This is a genomic window from Streptosporangium sp. NPDC053982 (assembly GCF_055585205.1).
The window spans coordinates 92,012-108,745 of the sequence record NZ_JBVJKQ010000006.1 but is presented as its reverse complement, the minus strand read 5'-3'; the positions used below and the strand labels follow the sequence as shown (position 1 = coordinate 108,745).

The following is a 16,734-nucleotide window of genomic DNA, read 5'->3' as shown; positions in this document are numbered from 1 at the left end:
GACGCCCTTCCGCCGACGTCCTCCACTCCGGACGGCCCTCCGCCGGCGCCCCTCCACCCCGGCCTCCGCGCCCCGATGTCCGCCACCGCTCCCGGCATCCGCGGAGGACGGGGACAATTGCCGGGTGCGATTCGGGATTCTGGGGACCACGCGGGCGTGGCGGGACGACGAGACCGAGGTGAACCTCGGTGGGCCCGCCAGGCGGGCGCTGCTGACCCTGCTGCTGGCCCGGCCCGGAGAGGCGGTGGCGGCCGACCGCCTCATCGACGACCTGTACGGCGAGCGGCCGCCGGACGGCGCCGGGCACGCCCTGCAGTCGCAGATCTCCCGGCTGCGCGGGGTCCTGGGTCCCGGCGCGGTGATCGAGGCGGCCCCGCCGGGCTACCGGCTCGCGGCCGGCCCCGGCGACGTGGACGCGCACCGTTTCGAGCGGCTGGCCGAAGAGGGACGGCGGGCGCTCGCGACCGGGGACCCGGCGCGGGCCGCCGCGCTGCTGCGCGAGGCCACGGACCTGTGGCGGGGCCCGGCGCTGGCCGACGCCGCCTCGGCCGGGTCCGTCCAGGCGCTGGTCACGCGGTTGGAGGAGCGCAGGCTGGGCGCGCTGGAGGATCGGATCGAGGCGGACCTGCGCCTGGGCGGGCACCACTCCGCCGTACCGGAGCTGCGGGAGCTGGCGGACCGGCATCCCCTGCGGGAACGGCTGCGCGGCCTGCTCATGCGCGCCCTCGCGGCCGACGGCAGGCAGGCCGAGGCGCTCGTGGCCTTCGAGGAGACCCGGCGGCTGCTGGCCGACGAACTCGGCGCCGACCCCTCCGCCGGGCTGTCCGCGATCCACCGGTCCATCCTCCGGGGCGAGACGCCCGCCGCCCCCGGGCCGTCCACACCCACCGCGCCCACGCCCGGCCCGCCCGCGTCCACCGCACCGGAGCCGTCCGCCCCCGCCGTGCCGGGGCCGCCCGCGCCCGCCGCATCCGGTCCTGTGCCCGGCCCGCCCGCCGCGCCCGGCCCCGTCCTGCCCGCGCCGCCCGCGCAGCTGACGAGCTTCGTCGGCCGCGCCGGAGACCTCGCCGAGGTGACCCGGCTGCTGGACTCCGCGCGTCTGGTCACCCTGCTCGGTCCCGGCGGCGCGGGCAAGACCCGCCTCGCGGTCGAGGCGGTGAGCGGCCGGTCCGGCGTCTGCTTCGTCGAGCTGGCGCCGTTGCGTGAAGGCGCGGAGCTGCCGCGGGCTCTGCTCGGCGCGCTCGGACTGCGCGAGGGCGGGCTGCTCTCCGTACCGGCCGGGGCGACCCCCCTGTCCCGGCTGGCCGCGGCGCTGGCCGATCGGCCGCCGCTGCTGGTCCTCGACAACTGCGAGCACGTCGTCGCGGCCGTCGCCGAGCTGGCCGGGCGTCTGCTGGCCGCCTGCCCCGGGTTGCGCGTCCTGGCCACCAGCCGCGAACCGCTCGGCATCACCGGCGAGCACCTGTGGCCGGTCCGCCCGCTGGCGCCGGAGGAGGCCGCGCGCCTGTTCGTCGACCGGGCCGCGGCCGTACGGCCCGGCTTCGCCCGGAACGAGACCGGGAGCGAGGCCGGGACCGGAGCCGGAGCCGGAGCCGGGACTGCGACCGGGACCGGAAGCGGGATCGGGGCCGGGGCGGAGGCGGAGGCCGTGCGGCACGTCTGCGCGGCGCTCGACGGCCTGCCCCTGGCGATCGAGCTGGCCGCGGCGAGGACCCGCACCCACGACGTGACGGAGATCGCCGTCCGCCTGGACGACCGGTTCCGCCTGCTGACACGCGGCAGCCGCACGGCCGACGCCAGGCACCGGACGCTGCGCGCGGTCGTGGAGTGGAGCTGGGACCTTCTGAGCGAGGAGGAGCGGGTCGCGGCCAGGCGGCTGACGGTCTTCTCCGGCGGCGCGACCGCCCGCGCCGCCGGGCGCGTCTGCGGGATCGAGGACGCCGAGGACGTGCTCGACTCGCTGGCCGACAAGTCCCTTCTGGAGTCCGGCGGCGGGCGCTACCGCATGCTGGAGACGATCCGCGCCTACTGCGCCGAGCGGCTGGAGGAGGCCGGGGAGGCCGGGGCCGTACGGCGGGCGCACGCCGGCCACTTCCTGGACCTGGTCAGGGACACCGCGCCCGGCCTGCTGCGCGCCGGGCAGCTCCGCCGGATGGAGGTCCTCATCGCCGAGCACGAGAACCTCCACGCGGCGCTGCGCTGGGCCGTCGAGGCCGGGGAGATCGGGACCGGCCTGGGCCTCCTAGGGGCCATGTCCGGATATTTATGGATGCGCGGCATGCGTTCCTTGATGACGGCGCAGGCCGTCGCGCTGCTGGAGGCGATCGGACCCGACCCCGACCCGGCGTTCGGGGACGACTACGTCATGTGCGCGCTCACCGCCGCCGCCGGCGAGGCCGGCAGGGATGCGTGGGAGCGTCACCGAAGAGCCGCGGAGGCGATCGTCCTGCGTCCGGACCGGCCGCGGCGCAACCCGCTCGTCGCGTTCCTGTGGCCGATGCTCAACAGCGGCGGGTCCGGCGAGGACGTGGAGGCCGCCCTCACCGTGATCGGCCGTGGGCGGACCGCCCCCGACCCCTGGGAGCGGGCGGCCTCCCGCCTGGTCTGGGGCTACCCGCAGATGGTGACCGGTGACTTCGCCCAGGCCGAGCGGGACTTCACCGCTGCCGCCGACGCCTTCCGGGCGCTCGGCGACCGCTGGGGCAGGGCACTGGCCCTGGACGCGCTGGCGGGACTGGCCGGGTGGTGCGACGACCCGGTGCGGGCGATCGCGCTGACCGACGAGGCGCTGGCCCTCACCGAGGAGCTGGGAGCGGACGAGGACGCCTCGGACCTCCTGTGCAACCGGGGCGACCACCGGGTCCGCCTGGCCCGCTCCGCCGGATCCGAGTCCGTCCCCGTCCCCGTCCCCGGGTCCGGCGGTCACCGCTCCGCGGAGGGGCGGGCGGCCCAGGGCCCGCCGGACGGCGGACTCGACGGCGCGCGCGCCGACTACGCGCGGGCCGCCGAACTGGCCCGCCGCGCGGGCAGCCCCACCTGCCTGGCCGCCGCGCTGCGCGGTCTCGGCGACATCGCCCGGCTGGAGGGGGACCCGGCCGGAGCGCGGAGGCTGTACGAGGAGGCGCTGGAGCGCTTCGACCCGCACTGGGTCAGGAGCCTGAGCAACCGCGTGGGCACGCTCGTCGGGCTCGGCCGGGTCGAGGAGGGCCTCGGCCGGATCGCCGAGGCGCGGGCGCGGTACCGGCAGGCCGTCGAGCTGGCGGTGAGCGCGGGGCCGATTCCCGACGGCGCGCGGGCGGTGGAGTGCCTCGCCGGGGCCGCGCTGGCCGAGGGTGACGCCGCCGCGGCGGCCCGGCTGCTCGGCGCGGCCGCCGCGCTGCGCGGCGTCACGGCCGACGGGGACCCGGACGCGGCCGGGACGGCGGCCGCCGCGCGGGACGCGCTGGGCGAGCGGGCGTACGAGGCGGCCCACCGCGAGGGGCTGCGGCTGGCTCCGGACGAGGCGCTGCGCCTGGCCGGGGTCTCCGAGCACGTCATCCGCTCCTCGCCGGTCCTCGGCTCCGCTTCCGAGGACTGAGACCGAGGGCCGGGACTGAGACCGAGGGCCGGGGCTGAGGGCCGGGAGCGCGGGACGCGCCGGAACGGCGGGCGGACGACGGGCATCGACGGGTGACGGGTGAGGACCGGCGGCGGGCGCTGTGAGTCTGCGGGAGCCCCGGTGAGCGGCCGGTGAGGCGCGGCGGGAGGCGGTGAGGCGGAGGTGAGGGCGCGGTGAGCGCCCCCGGACAGGCTTGCCGTCATGAACACCACTTCGCGGCTCAAGAACAAGAACGTCCTGATCTCCGGCGCGAGCGTCGCCGGCCCCGCGCTCGCCTACTGGCTGCGCCGCCACGGCTTCACCCCCACCGTGGTGGAGCGGGCGCCCGCGCCGCGCGACGGCGGCTACGCGGTCGACTTCCGCGGCCGGGCCCACCTGACCGTCCTTGAGCGGATGGGCATCCTGGACGACGTCCAGCGCGCCCGGACGGGCATGGGCGCGATGTGGCACGTCGACGAGTCCGGGAAGAAGCTGGTCTCCATGCCCGCCGACCTCTTCAGCGGCGACATCGAGATCCTCCGCGGAGACCTGGCCCGCATCCTGTACGAGGCCACCGCCGGCGACGTCGAGTACGTCTTCGGCGACTCCATCGCCTCCATGACCGAGGACGACCACGGCGTCGAGGTCACCTTCGAGCGGGGCGCGCCCCGCAGGTTCGACCTGGTCGTGGGCGCCGACGGCCTGCACTCGACGGTCCGCTCGCTGGTCTTCGGCCCGGAGGCGCGGTACGTGAAGGACCTGGGGCTGCACTGCGCGGTCTTCACCACCGGGAACTTCCTCGGTCTCGACCGCACCGGGCACATGTACAACACCCCCGGCAGGCTCGTCGGCCTCTACAGCGCCCGGAACAACACCGAGGCCAAGGCCATGTTCTACTTCGGCTCGCCGGAAGCGCCCTATGACCGCCACGACACCGGGCAGCAGAAGAAGATCCTCGCCGAGACGTTCGCCGGGGTCGGCTGGGAGACCCCGCGGCTGCTGGAGGCGATGTGGGACGCGCCCGACTTCTACTTCGACTCCATCAGCCAGGTCCGGATGGACCGCTGGTCGCGGGGCCGGGCCGTGCTGCTCGGCGACGCCGCCGCCTGCCCCTCGCCGCTGTCGGGCATGGGCACCGGCCTGGCCATGGTCGGGGCGTACGTCCTGGCCGGGGAGCTGGCGGCGGCCGGCGGCGACCACCGTACGGCGTTCGCCCGCTACGAGGAGGAGATGCGCGGCTACGCCGACGGCTGCCAGAAGGGGGCCGAGGGGACCGCGAAGGCGATGGTCCCGGAGAACCGCTTCGTCGCCTGGTTCATGAGCCAGAACTACCGGCTGCTGCCGTACGTGCCGTGGAAGGGGATGATCGCCAGGGGCGCCCGCAGGACGGCCGAGGCGATCACCCTGAAGAACTACTTTCTGTGACCAAGCATCACCCTGGGTACCAAATCATCATGGAACGAACGGCGCAGCCCGGTGGTCCCGGTCGCCGCGCGGCCGGAGGCCGGAGCGCGGGATGCCGGTGATCGCGGTCGTCCTGGCCCTGTGCGCCGCCGCGTGCAACGCCGCCGCGTCGGTGCTGCAGCGGCAGGCGGCGCGCGCCCTCCCGGAGAACGGGGTGTCCGGCCTGGCGCTGGCCTGGAGACTGGTGCGGACCCCGGTGTGGCTGGGCGGCATCGGCGCGCTCATCGGAGGCTTCCTCTTCCAGGCCTCCGCGCTGGACAACGGCGGTCTCACACTCGTGCAGCCCCTCCTCATCACCGAACTGCCCTTCACGATCGCCCTCGCGGCGAAGGTCTTCGACATGAGGCCGGACCTGGGGACATGGCTGGCCATCGGCTCCCTGACCGGGGGGCTCGCCCTCCTGCTGGCGGCCGCGGCCCCGTCGCCCGGCCTGAGGTATCCCGACCCGGCCGACTGGCTGGTCACCGTGGTGGCGACGGTCCTCACGACGGGGGCCCTCCTCGCGGCGGCGAGGGTCTCCCGCGGGCGGCTCCGCGCGGCCCTGCTCGGCACGGCCTCCGCGCTGGGGTTCGCCTTCACCGCCACGCTGATGAAGGAGAGCACCCACGTCTTCTCCAGGGAGGGGGCGGGGGTGCTGACCACCTGGCCGCCGTACGCCATGGCCGGGGCCGGCCTGGTCAGCGTGGTGCTCCTGCAGCAGGCGCTGCGCAGCGGAACCCTGGTGGTCGTGCAGCCCGCGCTCAGCGTCGTCGATCCCGTGATCAGCATCGTGTACGGCGTCGCGCTGTTCGACGAGGCGATCCGGCTGGGCCCGTGGGTCGTGGCGGAGCTGGCCGGTCTGGGACTGATCCTCTACGGCACCGTACGGCTGGCCCGTTCCCGGTTCATCCAGGGCTGAGCCGTACGCCGGCGACCGGCCCTCCGGCATCGGTGAACGACGGCCGGTGAACGACGGCCGCGGCCGGTCACCGGACACCGGTTCTCCGGGACCGAGCCGGACGCGCGCTCCCCAGGGCGGCGCGCCGGTCAGCGTCCCGGGCCGAGGGGGTCCGCGAGGCCGAAGAACGACTCGGCGGACGGCGCGGCGAACAGCGCCGCCGCCCGGACCACCCGGCGGTCGCGTTCCCCGTCGGACGCCAGCCGGTCCAGCGCGACCGGCAGCTCCCCAGGGCCGGGGACGTGCACGCTCAGCCCGGCCCTCGCCATGGCCAGGACGCCGTCCCTGCCGTGGCCGGGGATCGGCCGGCAGGAGACGACCGGCACCCCCGCCGCCATCGCCTCCCGGCACGTCAGGCCCGCCGCGTTGTCCACCAGCGCGTAGGCGGCGGCCATCAGCCCCGGCATGTCGTCGCACCAGCCGAGGGCGATCCCGGTGCGCGCCAGGCGGCGGCGCAGCTCCCGGTTGCGCCCGCACAGCACGACGGGCACGTACCGTCCCGAACCCGCCAGGACGCGGGCCGTCTCCTCGACCTCCCCCACGCCCCACGAGCCCGCCGAGACGAGGACCAGCCGCTCCCCCGCCGGCACGCCCGGCGGGAGCCGCACCGTACCGGGACCGGGGCCGGGGCCGGGGCCGGAACCGGTGTCCGGAGCGGAGCCGGCGTCAGGGCCCGAGCCGGAATACGGGCCGGCGCCGGGGCGGTGGAACTCCGGGCGCACCACGGGGGCGTGGCAGGCGGCCGGGCGCCCGGTCGCGGCCCGTACGGCGCGCGCGGTCGCCGGATCCGGGCACAGGTAGCGGTCGTTGCCCGGATGCAGCCAGAGGCGGTGCACCGCGAAGTCGGTCAGCAGGACCGTGCTGGGCGCCCGCAGGAGGCCGCGCCTCCGCAGGTGACCGGCCGCCTGCGCGGCCAGGTGGAAGGTCGAGACGACCTCGGACGGCGGCCTGCGGCGTACCAGCCGGCGCAGCCCGGCCGCGGCCAGGAGCGTCAGCGGCGACACCGGGACCGTCCCGTTCCGTACGGACACCCCGCCCGCCACGGGTGTCCCGTTCCGTGCGGGCCTCCGGCCGGGCGCGAAGAAGACCCGGTAGATCAGCGCGTACATCCAGGGGGCCGAGCGCATCATCCAGCCGTACCAGCGGCGCATCCCCTCCCCCAGCCGCAGCGGCAGCAGTTCCAGCACGTCGGCCACCTCGGCGGCGACGCCCCCGGCTTCCAGCCTCCTGGCCAGCTCGGCGGCGACCGCGTCGTGCCCGGCGCCCATGCCGGCGCTGAGGATCAGCACCGTGCGCCGCGTTGGCATCGCGCCTCCTCTCGCGCAGACTCGGAGGGGTGAGACGTTCCGCGCCGCTCCCGGCCGGCTCCGGCGAACCGGGTCGCGGGAAGACGGGCTCGGGGAGGACGGGCCTCAGGAAGACGGGTCTCGGGAAGGCGGGCTCGGGGATGACGGGCTTGGGTAAGGCGGGCCGTGCCACGCCGGCCTCGCGTGTGCCCGAAGCGCCGGGCCGGGCCGCGCTGGCGGTCGCGGGCCTGGCACTGCTCCACGTGGGACCGGCGGCGACCTGGCTGCCCGCCGTACGGCGTCTGCTGCCGGGGCTGGCCGGGGTGGGGACGCCCGGCCACGTCGCCCTGACCTTCGACGACGGGCCCGACCCGCACTCCACCCCGCGTTTCCTCGACGAGCTGGCGCGGCTCGGCTGCCGGGCCACCTTCTTCGTGCTCGGCGAGATGCTCGAACGCCATCCCGGGCTGGGCCGGCGCGTCGCCGCCGACGGCCACGAGATCGCGGTGCACGGCTGGCACCACGGCAACGCCCTCGTCACCCCGCCGGGCCGGACCGCGGCCGGGATCGGCAGGACGGCCCGGCTGGTGGCGGACGTCACCGGCGTCCGCCCCGCCTGGTACCGGCCGCCCTACGGCGTGCTCAGCGCCGAGGCCCTGGTCGCCGCGCGGGCGCTGGGCCTGCACCCCGTGCTGTGGACCGCCTGGGGCCGCGACTGGACCCGGTCGGCGACGCCGTCCTCCGTGCTGGCGGCCCTGGCCCCCGGCCTGCGCGGCGGGGCCACGCTCCTGCTGCACGACTCCGACCGCACCTCCGCCCCCGGCTCCTGGCACTCGGGGCTCGGCGCCCTGCCGGAGCTGGTGGGACGCTGCCGTTCCGCGGGGCTGCGGGTCGGGCCGCTGAGGGACCACGGCGTCAGCGGTTCCGGCGGCGCCGGCCGCCGCCGTCCGGTCCTCCATGACGCCTCCGAGACCACCGTGCCGGGAGACGCGGTTCACGCCGGCGACACGGACGGCGCGGACGCGGAAAACACCCCGGACTTCCTGGAACGACTTTCATGACAATCCACCAACTATCACTCCGAAGGAAAAGCCCTGCGCTTTCCAATGACTAGGTAAGGGCAAAACATCAAACGCTCTCCCACCTCATTTCCGGTAAACATCAATGGCCCGAAAGCCCATGTTTGCCCTGCACGACGGGGGACATCCTCTGTTCATGCATTCGGGGGAGGGCGATGCGGCGGGCATCACGCCCAAAACGCACGGGGAGAATTTCCCGGTGGCCGCGCTGGTACTGCCGCGCGATATCCGCCGCCACCTCCTCTCGGTGTACGGCTTCGCGCGGTTCGTTGACGACGCCGGTGACGAGGGCCGCGTCCGCGACCCGCTGCGGCTGCTCGACGAGGTCGACGCCGACCTCGGCCTCCTGTACGCCGGACGGCTCCCCCGCCTGCCGGTCGTCCGCGCCCTGGCGCCGCTCGTCGAGGCCCGCGCCGTCCCGGCCGAACCGTTCCACCGGCTGGTCGAGGCCAACCGGCGCGACCAGACCGTCGGCCGGTACGGCACGTTCAAGGACCTGCTGGCCTACTGCGAACTGTCGGCGAACCCCGTCGGCCACATCGTGCTGCACGTCTTCGGCCTGGCGACCGCAGGCCGGATGGCCCTGTCCGACCGCGTCTGCACGGCGCTGCAGATCGTCGAGCACTGCCAGGACGTGGGCGAGGACCACGCGCGGGGCCGCGTCTACCTCCCGGAGGAGGACCTGCGCCGCTTCGGCTGCGCCGAGCACGACCTCGCCGGGGAGACCACCCCGCCGAGGCTGCGCGGCGTCGTCGCCCTCCAGACGACGCGGGCCGAACGGCTGCTCGACGAGGGGGAGCCGCTCGTCGCCTCGGTGGGAGGCGCCGCCCGCGTCGCCGTGGCGGGCTACGTCGCGGGCGGCAGGGCCACCGTCGCGGCGCTGAGACGGGCCGGTCACGACGTCGTCGGGCGGGCGGTGCGCCCGCGCCGCGTCCGGATCCTCTCGGCGTGGACGGGCATCCTGGCACGAGGCATGCGAGGGGGGAACGGCCGTGGACGTCCCTGACGCCTACCGGCACTGCGAGCGGGTCGTCGGCCGGGAGGCGCGCAACTTCCTCTACGGCATGCGGCTGCTGCCGCCGCCCAAGCGTCACGCGCTCAGCGCCGTCTACGCGTTCGCCCGCCGGATCGACGACATCGCCGACGGGGACGAGCCGGCCGGGCGTCGTCTCGCGCGGCTGCGGGAGGCGCGGTCGGCCCTGGACGCGGTGCGCTCCGCGTCCGGCTGGCCTCCGCCCGGTCCCGAGGACCCGGTCCTGGTCGCGCTGCGCCACGCCTCGCTGCACCACCCCATCCCCCTGCGGGCTTTCGGGGAGCTGATCGACGGGTGCGCCGCGGACGTGCGGGGGACGCGCTACGCGCGGTTCGAGGAACTGCTGACGTACTGCCGGTGCGTCGCCGGGTCGATCGGGCGGCTGTCGCTCGGCGTCTTCGGCGTCCAGGACGGCCGGGACCTCCGTGAGGCCGAGCCGCTGGCCGACGCGCTGGGGGTGGCGCTGCAGATCACGAACATCCTCAGGGACGTGCGCGAGGACCGGCTGGCCGGGCGGATCTATCTTCCCGCCGAGGACCTCGACCGGTTCGGGTGCACCCTGGACGTCGACTCCTCCGGCGGACTCACCGACCCGCCGGACCGGCTCGCCGCGCTGGTGCGCTTCGAGGCCGACCGGGCCCGCTCCTGGTTCGCCGAGGGCATGCGCCTGCTGGCCGTACTGGACGGGCGCAGCGCGGCGTGCACGGCGGCGATGGCCGGCATCTACCGGTGCCTGCTCGGCCGGATCGCGGCGGACCCCGCCGGGGCGCTGGCCGCGCGGCTGTCACTGCCTCCCTGGCGGAAGGCGATGGTCGCGGCGGGCGCGCTCGCGGGGACGGTCCGGTGAGCGGCGGTACGGCGCCCGGCGGTCCCGCCGGAAACGGCACGGGCGGTCCCGAAGGAGACGCCCCGGACGGCCCGGCGTGGGGCCCTCCGGCGGCGAGCGGTCCGGTGAGCGGCGGCGCCCCCGTCGTGGTCGTCGGCGGCGGCCTGGCGGGCATCGCCGCCGCCGTCGCGCTCGGGGAGGCCGGCCACCGCGTGACCCTGTTCGAGTCCCGGCCGAGGCTGGGCGGCGCGACCTGCTCCTTCACCCGCGGCGATCTGACGGTCGACAACGGCCAGCACGTGTTCCTGCGCTGCTGCACGGCCTACCGGGGTCTGCTCGAGCGGCTCGGCGGCGCCGGGCTGGTGCACCTGCAGGACCGGTTCGACGTGCCGGTGCTCACCCCCTGGGGGCGGTCCGGGCGGCTGCGGCGCGCGGCCCTGCCGGGGCCGTTCCACCTGCTGCCCGCGCTGGCGCGGTACCGGTTGCTGGGACCGGCCGACCGGCTGCGCGCGATGCGGGCCTCGCTGGCCCTGCGCCGGCTCGACCCGGCCGACCCCGCGATGGACCGGACCGACCTCGGGAGCTGGCTGGCCGCCCACGGGCAGAGCGACGCCGCGCGGCGGGCGCTGTGGGAGCTGTTCGCGATGGCGGCGCTGAACGCCGCCGTCGAGGACGTGGCCCTGGGGCCGGCCGCGATGGTCTTCAGGACGGCGCTGTTCGGCCGGGCGGACGCGGCCGACATCGGGCTGCCCGCCGTACCGCTGGGCGAGTTGCACGGCGCCGCGGCGCGGGCCGCCGTCGAGCGGCTCGGCGGCACGGTGCACCTGTCGTCGAAGGTCACCGCCGTCGGGCCGGGTCCGGCGGTCACCGTGAACGGCGGCCGGGTCGAGGCGTCCGCCGTCATCGTGGCCACGCCGCACGAGCAGGCCGCGGCGCTGCTCCCCGAGGAGGCCGTGCCCGGCGCCCGGCGCTGGAGCGGCCTGGACGCGAGCCCGATCGTCAACGTGCACGTCGTCTACGACCGGCGGGTCACCGAGGCGCCGTTCGCGGCGGTCGTGGGCTCCCCCGTGCAGTGGGTCTTCGACCGGTCGCGGGTGGCGGGGCTGGAACGCGGCCAGTATCTCGCCGTGTCGGTGTCGGCGGCGGACCGCTGGATCGACACGCCCACGGCGCTGCTGCGGGCCGTGTTCGAGCCCGCGCTGGAACGGATCTTCCCCGCCGCCCGGCGGGCCGAGATCGTCGACTTCTTCGTCACCAGGGAGCGGCGCGCCACCTTCCGCCAGCGTCCCGGCAGCGGCGCGCTGCGTCCCGGAGCCGCCACCCGGTGGCCCGGGGTCTTCCTCGCCGGCGCGTGGACCGACACGGGCTGGCCCGACACCATGGAGGCCGCCGTGCGCAGCGGGCTCTGCGCGGCCCGCCTGGCCGGACACCGCCTCGGCGGGCGGGCGGCCCGGCCTCCCCGGACATCCTGCCACCGGGAGACCCTGACATGACCACCGAGACCGCCGGGGACACCGGCGAGGCCACCGGAACCACCGGGACCGCAGGAGCCGCCGGAGCCGTCGACACCGCCGGACCCGCCAGGGCCACCGGGACCGCCGGTAGCGCCGGTAGCACCGGTAGCACCGGGACCGTTCCGGCCGTCCCGGCCGCCGGAGCCGCCGTGCCCCTCGCCGCCCCGGTGATCGCCGCGTCCGCCGTGACCGTCGCACCGCCCGGGACACCCGGACCCGCCAGGACGACCGGGACGGCCGGGACGGCCGGGCGCGCCGCGCTCGCCCTGGACGCGGCGTGCGAGCACCTGCTGGGCCTGCAGTCCCCCGAGGGGTGGTGGAAGGGCGAGCTGCAGACCAACGTGACCATGGACGCCGAGGACCTGCTGCTGCGGGAGTTCCTCGGCATCCGCACCGAGGAGGACACCGCCGCGGCGGCCCGGTGGATCCGCTCCGAGCAGCGCGGCGACGGGACGTGGGCCACCTTCCACGGCGGGCCCGGCGACCTGTCCACCACGGTGGAGGCGTACACGGCGCTGCGCCTCGCCGGTGACCCGCCCGACGCCGCCCACATGCGGGCCGCGGCCGGTTTCGTCCGGGACTCGGGAGGCGTCGAGGCGGCCCGGGTGTTCACCCGGATCTGGCTGGCGCTGTTCGGGCGGTGGCCGTGGGAGCGGCTTCCGGCGCTCCCCCCTGAGATGATCTTCCTGCCGCCGTGGTTCCCGCTCAACGTCTACGACTGGGCCTGCTGGGCCCGGCAGACGGTCGTGCCGCTCACCGTCGTGGCCGCCCACCGGCCGGTCCGGCCGCTCCCGTTCGGCCTGGCCGAGCTGCGCACCGGCCGCGACCCCGGCGGGCGGCCCCGTCCCGGGTGGGAGGCCGCGTTCACCGCGCTCGACCGGGTCCTGCACCGGTACGAGCGGCACCCCGTCCCGGGCCTGCGGCGGGCCGCGCTGCGCCGCGCCGCCGAGTGGATCGTCGCGCGGCAGGAGGCCGACGGGTCGTGGGGCGGCATCCAGCCGCCGTGGGTGTACTCGCTGATGGCCCTTCACCTCCAGGGCTACCACCTCGACCACCCGGTGATGCGCAGGGGCGTGCGGGGACTCGACCGCTTCACGATCAGAGAGGCCGGGACACGCAGGCTGGAGGCGTGCCAGTCCCCGGTGTGGGACACCGTCCTCGCGGTCAACGGCCTGCTGGACGCCGGCCTGCCCGGCGACCACCCGGCCCTGCTCCGGGCGGCCGGATGGGTGCTCGGCGAGGAGATCCGCGGGCCGGGCGACTGGTCGGTGCGGCGGCCGGACCTGCCGCCCGGCGGGTGGGCGTTCGAGTTCGACAACGACGGCTACCCCGACATCGACGACACCGCCGAGGTGATCCTCGCCCTGCGCCGGGTGCGCCACCCGGGGGCACGGCCGGCCGTCGACCGGGCGGTGCGCTGGATGACCGGCATGGCCTCCCGCGACGGCGGCTACGGCGCCTTCGACGCCGACAACACCCGCGTGCTGTGCACGAAGCTGCCGTTCTGCGACTTCGGCGAGGTCATCGACCCGCCGTCCGCCGACGTCACCGCCCACGTCGCCGAGGCGCTCGCCCACGAGGCCCCCGGCTCCCTCGCCCTGCGGCGGGCCGTGGTGTGGCTGCTGCGGGCCCAGGAGGCCGACGGGTCGTGGTTCGGCCGCTGGGGTGTCAACCATGTCTACGGCACCGGCGCGGTGGTGCCCGCGCTCGTCGCGGCCGGGGTGCGGCCGGACGGCCCCTGGATCCGGCGGGCCGTCGCCTGGCTGGAGCGCCACCAGAACGCCGACGGCGGCTGGGGCGAGGACCTCCGTTCCTACACCGACCCGTCCTGGATCGGGCGCGGCGCGTCCACGCCCTCGCAGACGGCGTGGGCGCTGCTGGCGCTGCTCGCCGCCGGGGAGCGCTCGCCGGCGGTGGACCGGGGCGTGACGTGGCTGGCCGACCACCAGCGGCCGGACGGCACGTGGGACGAGCCGTACTTCACCGGGACCGGCTTCCCCGGCGACTTCTCCATCAACTACCACCTCTACCGGCTCGTCTTCCCGGTCAGCGCGCTCGGCCGCTACCTGCGGCGGGAGCGGCGCGCGGACGCGGGTGCCGGGCCCTCCCCGGACGGCGCGCGCCGGGAGCGGCGGACCGGCGCCGGAGGCGGGCCCTCCCCGGACGGGGTGGGCGGGCATCGGCGCGCGGGCGGCGGGGAGGATCGGTCATGATCGCCCTGCTGGTCTGCACCGCCCTGGGGATCGAGGCGCGTGCCGTACGGCACGGCCTGCCGGCCGGGGACGCGCTGGTGCTCCGCACCGGGATGGGGCCGGAGCGGGCCGGGCGGGCGGCGGCGCGGCTCCCGTCCGCGGGCGCGCTGGCCGTGGCCGGCTTCGGCGGCGCCCTCACGGAGGACCTGCGCGCGGGAGACGTGGTGGTCGCGAGTGAGATCCGCTTCGGGGAGCGGGCGCTGCCCTGCCCCTCGGCGTCGTTCCTCGCCGCCGAACTGTCCCGGTACGGCCTGCCGGTGCGGACCGGCCCGCTGGTGACCTGCGACCACGTGGTGACGGGCGCCGGACGGGGGCTGCTCGCCGGGCGGGGGGCGCTGGCCGTCGACATGGAGACCTGGCCGCTCGCGGAGGCCGCGAACGGCCTGCCGTTCGCGGCGCTGCGTGTCATCGCCGACACCGCCGGGGTCCGGTCGCCGTGGGCGGTCCCCGCGTACGGCGTCGTGGCGTACCGGACGCTGCGGCGGATCGGCCCGGCCCTGGCCCGCTGGGCGGCGCACGCCTCCGGCACCGGCCGCCCTTCCGGCACCGGCCACGCGGCGGGCGCCGGCCGCGTCGCGGACGCCCGCCGTACGGAGGGCGCCGGCCACGTGAGGGACACCGGCCACGTCATGGACGCCGGCCGCGGAACAGACCCGGGCGCGGACGACGACTCCGCGCCCCGGGGAGAACATCCGTTTCCGACATCCAGGGAGGGGTGATCCGGATGGCGATGCCAGTGCGCCAGTGCCTGCGAATCGGCGGCTACATCCTCGGTCAGCGGCTTCGCGGGCGGAGGAGGTTCCCGCTCCTGCTGGAGCTGGAACCGCTGTTCGCGTGCAACCTGGCCTGCTCGGGCTGCGGGAAGATCCAGCATCCCGCGGGGGTGCTGAAGCAGCGCATGGACGTCGCGCGGGCCGTGGCGGCCGCCGAGGAGTGCGGCGCGCCCATGGTGTCGATCGCGGGCGGGGAGCCGCTGATGCACCCCCGCATCGGGGAACTCGTCAGGGAGCTGGTCTCCCGGAAGAAGTACGTGTTCCTGTGCACCAACGCGCTGCTGATCCCGCGGAAAATCGACGAGTTCGAGCCCTCGCCGTACTTCGCCTGGACGGTCCACCTGGACGGCCTGCGCGAACGTCACGACGAGTCGGTGTGCAAGGAGGGGGTGTTCGACGCGGCCGTCGCCGCGGTCCGGGAGTGCCGGCGGCGCGGCTTCCGGGTCACCACGAACACCACCTTCTTCAACACCGACAGCCCGCAGACCGTCATCGAGGTGCTCGACTACCTCAACGACGAGCTTCAGGTCGACCAGATGATGATCTCCCCCGGCTACGCGTACGAGAGGGCGCCCGACCAGGACCGCTTCCTCGGCGTGCGGGAGACGCGGGAGCTGTTCCGCAAGGCGTTCTCCGGCGGGAACCGGCGGCGGTGGAGGTTCAACCACACGCCCCTGTTCCTGGACTTCCTGGAGGGCAGGGCCGACTTCCCGTGCACGGCGTGGGCCATCCCGTCCTACTCGGTGTTCGGCTGGCAGCGGCCCTGCTACCTGATGTCCGACGGCTACGCGGCGACCTACCGGGAGCTGGTGGAGGAGACCGACTGGGACTCCTACGGCCGGGGCCGCGACCCCCGGTGCGCCAACTGCATGGCCCACTGCGGGTACGAGCCGACGGCCGTCTTCGCCACGCTGTCCTCCCTGCGGGAGTCGCTGCGCGCGCTGCGCGAGGCCTGAACCGGCCCCGGGACGTCAGCGGGCTTGTCGCCGTACGGGAGGTGGCGCGCACCGCCTCACCGGCGGCGGTCACCGCTGCGCGGACAGTCCGGCGAGCACCCGGAAGGGACCGGGGGCCGCGCCCCGCAGCCGGGCCGGGAAGCGCAGCCAGCCGGGGACGTACGACTCGGTACGGCCGCGCTCGACGGCCGCGACGATCGCCCTGGCGACCCGCTCGGCGGGGATCGGCGCCGGCCACCGGCGGGTGTACGGCGCGCCGCGCCGCTCGAAGAACGGGGTGGCCACCACGCCGGGCAGCACGACCGACACGCCCACCCCGCGCAGCTCGTACCGGAGGCTCTCGGCGAAGCAGAGGAGGCCGGCCTTGGTCGCCGCGTACACCGCCTCCCCCGGCACGCCGACCGCCCCGGCGATCGACGCGACGAAGACGACGTGTCCCCGCCCGCGTTCCACCATGGCGGGCAGCAGCAGACGGGTCAGCCGGATGGGGGCGGTCAGGTTGCCCGCCACCAGGCGCTCGATGGCGTCGTCCGGCATCGCCTCCAGCGGCCCGGCCCACCCGGCGCCGGCGTTTGCGACCAGGACGTCCACCGGGCCGGCGCGCCGGGCCAGGTCCGCGGCGTCCGTCACGAGGTCGCCGGCCAGCGCCCGCCCGCCGGTCCCGGCGGCGACGGCGTCCAGCCTGGCGGGGTCGCGGCCGGTCAGTACCAGGCGGGCCCCGGCCGCCGCCATGGCCCGCGCGGTCGCGGCCCCGATGCCGGACGACGCGCCGGTGATCAGCACGCGGGCTCCCGCGATCCTCATGGTCACACCATCCCCTCGTCACCGGGGGGAGACCGGAACGACTCCGACGCCGTCTCCGGCGTCTCCGGCGTCGTTCCCCGCGCGGGCCCGCCGCATGCGCGCCGGGCCCTCACCCGGTCCGGCGGGGCTCATCGAGCGTGACGTCGAGCATGACGAGGCCCGCCGGGAACGAGAGGGGACGAGGACGCCGGATCCGGCCGGCCCCGCCGCCGCCCGGTCTCCGGCCGGATCGC

The 16,734-nt window shown here is 76.3% G+C and carries 12 protein-coding genes; 10 read left to right on the top strand and 2 right to left on the bottom strand.

Annotated features, from left to right (window positions below; genetic code table 11):
* The first annotated feature begins 124 nt into the window (after window positions 1-124).
* The 3 genes from ACZ6W9_RS12125 to ACZ6W9_RS12115 all read left to right on the top strand — a co-directional run bounded on the left by ACZ6W9_RS12125 (window position 125) and on the right by ACZ6W9_RS12115 (window position 5,939).
* Window positions 125-3,577, top strand: a complete 3,453-nt coding sequence (locus tag ACZ6W9_RS12125; RefSeq protein WP_470117663.1) for an AfsR/SARP family transcriptional regulator — start codon at window positions 125-127, stop codon at window positions 3,575-3,577.
* Between the two features lie 222 nt (window positions 3,578-3,799).
* Window positions 3,800-5,002, top strand: coding sequence for an FAD-dependent monooxygenase (locus tag ACZ6W9_RS12120; protein ID WP_389956029.1), 1,203 nt, complete (start codon window positions 3,800-3,802; stop codon window positions 5,000-5,002).
* Between the two features lie 91 nt (window positions 5,003-5,093).
* Window positions 5,094-5,939, top strand: coding sequence for a DMT family transporter (locus tag ACZ6W9_RS12115; RefSeq protein WP_389956032.1), 846 nt, complete (start codon window positions 5,094-5,096; stop codon window positions 5,937-5,939).
* 128 nt (window positions 5,940-6,067) lie between these two features.
* Here the strand turns inward: ACZ6W9_RS12115 and ACZ6W9_RS12110 are convergent, their stop codons facing one another.
* Window positions 6,068-7,285 (bottom strand): MGDG synthase family glycosyltransferase, encoded by a 1,218-nt coding sequence (locus ACZ6W9_RS12110; RefSeq protein ID WP_470117661.1) that lies wholly within the window; start codon window positions 7,283-7,285, stop codon window positions 6,068-6,070.
* A 140-nt stretch (window positions 7,286-7,425) separates the two neighbouring features.
* Here ACZ6W9_RS12110 and ACZ6W9_RS12105 point away from each other — a divergent pair, with 140 nt between their 5' ends.
* The 7 genes from ACZ6W9_RS12105 to hpnH all read left to right on the top strand — a co-directional run bounded on the left by ACZ6W9_RS12105 (window position 7,426) and on the right by hpnH (window position 15,697).
* Complete coding sequence (locus tag ACZ6W9_RS12105) at window positions 7,426-8,325, top strand: polysaccharide deacetylase family protein (RefSeq protein WP_470117659.1); 900 nt, start codon at window positions 7,426-7,428, stop codon at window positions 8,323-8,325.
* A 103-nt stretch (window positions 8,326-8,428) separates the two neighbouring features.
* Window positions 8,429-9,349 carry a squalene synthase HpnC gene (gene hpnC / locus ACZ6W9_RS12100; RefSeq protein WP_470117657.1) on the top strand — a complete coding sequence of 307 codons (921 nt, stop codon included), beginning with the start codon at window positions 8,429-8,431 and terminating at the stop codon, window positions 9,347-9,349.
* Window positions 9,336-10,223, top strand: a complete 888-nt coding sequence (locus ACZ6W9_RS12095) for a squalene/phytoene synthase family protein (RefSeq protein WP_389956042.1) — start codon at window positions 9,336-9,338, stop codon at window positions 10,221-10,223. The genes hpnC and ACZ6W9_RS12095 overlap by 14 nt, the downstream gene beginning before the upstream one ends.
* Complete coding sequence (gene hpnE, locus ACZ6W9_RS12090) at window positions 10,220-11,695, top strand: hydroxysqualene dehydroxylase HpnE (RefSeq protein WP_470117655.1); 1,476 nt, start codon at window positions 10,220-10,222, stop codon at window positions 11,693-11,695. Before ACZ6W9_RS12095 ends, hpnE begins: the two co-directional genes overlap by 4 nt.
* On the top strand, window positions 11,692-13,929 hold the full coding sequence (shc, locus tag ACZ6W9_RS12085; protein ID WP_470117653.1) for a squalene--hopene cyclase: 2,238 nt from the start codon (window positions 11,692-11,694) through the stop codon (window positions 13,927-13,929). The genes hpnE and shc overlap by 4 nt, the downstream gene beginning before the upstream one ends.
* Entirely contained in the window at window positions 13,926-14,687 is a 762-nt protein-coding gene (locus ACZ6W9_RS12080) for a phosphorylase family protein (RefSeq protein ID WP_389956051.1), read from the top strand. The genes shc and ACZ6W9_RS12080 overlap by 4 nt, the downstream gene beginning before the upstream one ends.
* Before the next feature lie 5 nt (window positions 14,688-14,692).
* On the top strand, window positions 14,693-15,697 hold the full coding sequence (hpnH, locus tag ACZ6W9_RS12075) for an adenosyl-hopene transferase HpnH (RefSeq protein ID WP_389956054.1): 1,005 nt from the start codon (window positions 14,693-14,695) through the stop codon (window positions 15,695-15,697).
* A gap of 69 nt (window positions 15,698-15,766) precedes the next feature.
* On the opposite strand, the gene ACZ6W9_RS12070 is transcribed toward hpnH, so the two are convergent.
* Window positions 15,767-16,501 (bottom strand): SDR family NAD(P)-dependent oxidoreductase, encoded by a 735-nt coding sequence (locus tag ACZ6W9_RS12070; protein WP_389956057.1) that lies wholly within the window; start codon window positions 16,499-16,501, stop codon window positions 15,767-15,769.
* Window positions 16,502-16,734: the final 233 nt, after the last annotated feature.

Bases quoted from the DNA above. Each gene is read 5' to 3' on its own strand.
- ACZ6W9_RS12120 (WP_389956029.1), top strand. From the start codon at position 3,800: ATGAACACCACTTCGCGGCTCAAGAACAAGAACGTCCTGATCTCCGGC.
- ACZ6W9_RS12115 (WP_389956032.1), top strand. From the start codon at position 5,094: ATGCCGGTGATCGCGGTCGTCCTGGCCCTGTGCGCCGCCGCGTGCAAC.
- ACZ6W9_RS12110 (WP_470117661.1), bottom strand. From the start codon at position 7,285: ATGCCAACGCGGCGCACGGTGCTGATCCTCAGCGCCGGCATGGGCGCC.
- ACZ6W9_RS12105 (WP_470117659.1), top strand. From the start codon at position 7,426: ATGACGGGCTTGGGTAAGGCGGGCCGTGCCACGCCGGCCTCGCGTGTG.
- hpnC (WP_470117657.1), top strand. From the start codon at position 8,429: ATGGCCCGAAAGCCCATGTTTGCCCTGCACGACGGGGGACATCCTCTG.
- shc (WP_470117653.1), top strand. From the start codon at position 11,692: ATGACCACCGAGACCGCCGGGGACACCGGCGAGGCCACCGGAACCACC.
- ACZ6W9_RS12080 (WP_389956051.1), top strand. From the start codon at position 13,926: ATGATCGCCCTGCTGGTCTGCACCGCCCTGGGGATCGAGGCGCGTGCC.
- hpnH (WP_389956054.1), top strand. From the start codon at position 14,693: ATGGCGATGCCAGTGCGCCAGTGCCTGCGAATCGGCGGCTACATCCTC.
- ACZ6W9_RS12070 (WP_389956057.1), bottom strand. From the start codon at position 16,501: ATGAGGATCGCGGGAGCCCGCGTGCTGATCACCGGCGCGTCGTCCGGC.